The organism is Microcoleus sp. PH2017_05_CCC_O_A, from assembly GCF_020738785.1.
Taxonomy (GTDB): domain Bacteria; phylum Cyanobacteriota; class Cyanobacteriia; order Cyanobacteriales; family Microcoleaceae; genus Microcoleus.
Window position 1 is genome coordinate 1 of sequence record NZ_JAEQCB010000303.1, and the last position, 1,813, is coordinate 1,813.

Annotated in this window: 2 protein-coding genes; both read left to right on the top strand. The window is 40.5% G+C overall.

All coding sequences use genetic code 11. From position 1 onward, the window contains the following. Positions 1-136: 136 nt before the first annotated feature. The gene (gene tnpA, locus JGK20_RS34130; protein WP_293194019.1) at positions 137-535 is read left to right on the top strand and encodes an IS200/IS605 family transposase; all 399 of its coding nucleotides are present in this window, start codon (positions 137-139) and stop codon (positions 533-535) included. Beyond that, the coding region (locus tag JGK20_RS34135; protein WP_293194017.1) for a transposase at positions 528-1,813 on the top strand (1,286 nt) is incomplete at its 3' end. The genes tnpA and JGK20_RS34135, both read left to right, overlap by 8 nt.

The window sequence follows — 1,813 nt, forward strand, 5'->3', positions numbered from 1 at the left end:
TGACCAAAGAGCGAGACGCAAGCCCCTGGCTTTAGACATGGGGATAAGTCGGTAGCGGTTTCAACCGCCTTCTGTATTTAACAAAGCTTAATAAAGAATCAGCACCATATACAGCATCAAGCTGTATAACTATAGTATGAGTATTAAATACAAGTCAAACAAGAACATTGTCTACTCTTGCAAATATCATATTGTGTGGTGTCCCAAGTATCGTCGCAAGGTTCTAGTTGAAGGCGTCGATATCCGTCTGAAGGAAATATTATTAGAGGTTGCAACTGAGTTTAAGAGCGAATTAATTGAAATGGAAGTGATGCCAGATCATGTTCACCTTTTAGTCGAATGCGATCCTCAATTTGGGATTGCTAAACTCATTCGGTATATGAAAGGGCGCTCATCTCGATATCTCCGCCAAGAATTTCCTTGGCTAAAAAGTCGATTGCCAACGTTGTGGACTAATAGCTACTTTATTTCAACCGTTGGCGGTGCACCTATTTCGGTAGTCAAGCAGTATATTGAGAATCAAAAAAATGTCTAGTTATGGTTGCCAACAAAATTTAATTAGCGCAGATCGAACTTTAAAAAGCATCTTAGAATTTGTTTGTGAAGAGTCAAACAAGTTAGCTAATTGTGGACTTTACTACTCTCGGCAATTGTATTTCAAAACTGGAAAATTTCCAAGTAAAGCCACTTTGCACAGGCTGTTAAAAGGCAATCTCCACTTCAAAGCCTTGTACTCTCACGTAGCTCAACAGACTTTAACAACTGTGGCAGAGTCATTCCAGTCGTATATTGGACTACTTAAGGGTGTCAAAAATGGTACAGTCACGCAACACCCTAAACTGCCGGGATACCGCAAAAATAGCCTCAAGCTGGCGACGTTTCCCAAGGCAGATGTAAAGTTGAAAAGCGGGCAACTAAGGTTTCCATTGGGAGGTAAGGTTAAAACATGGTTTGGAGTTAGTGAATTCTATCTACCAATGCCGTCAAACTTAGATTACGACCAAATCCGAGAAATTCGCATCTTACCGAGGAATGGGCAATTTTATGCTGAATTTGTCTATAAAATTCAGCCAATAACAGTTGAATTAGATGCCAGTAAAGTTCTAGGTATTGACCCAGGATTAAATAATTGGTTGACCTGTGTTTCCAATGTGGGAACAAGTTTGATTATAGATGGATTGCACCTAAAATCATTAAATCAGTGGTATAACAAACGAGTTGCAACAATCAAAGAGAACAAGCCTCAAGGCTTTTGGTCTAAACGATTAGGGAGGATTACGGAGAAACGGAATAGGCAAGTTAGAGATGCCGTCAATAAAGCAGCTAAATTAGTATTGAATCATTGCCTGCAAAACCAAATAGGCACTGTTGTATTTGGCTGGAACAAAGGAATGCGTCAAGAAATCAATCTTGGAAGTAAAACAAACCAAAGTTTTGTGCAAATTCCAACAGCCCGATTAAAGGATAGAATTTCTCAACTTTGCGAGCAACATGGCATTCAATTTGTTGAAACTGAAGAAAGCTATACGAGTAAGGCGAGTTTTTTGGATGAGGATGAACTACCTAAGTTCGGTGAAAAACCTGAAGGGTGGAAAGAATCTGGAAAACGTGTCAGTCGCGGCTTGTATCGTTCAAAAGATGGAAGCAAAATCAATGCAGACTGCAACGGTGCTGCGAATATTTTGCGAAAAGTAGCGGCAACTTTAGGGCTTTGTCTTGAAGGAGTCAGTAGAGGCGCTTTGATTTCGCCTTTGAAAGTTCGCATTTGGACTCTTCAAGAATCCCCGTCCCGGAGCGGGCTGGGGAGTATCAA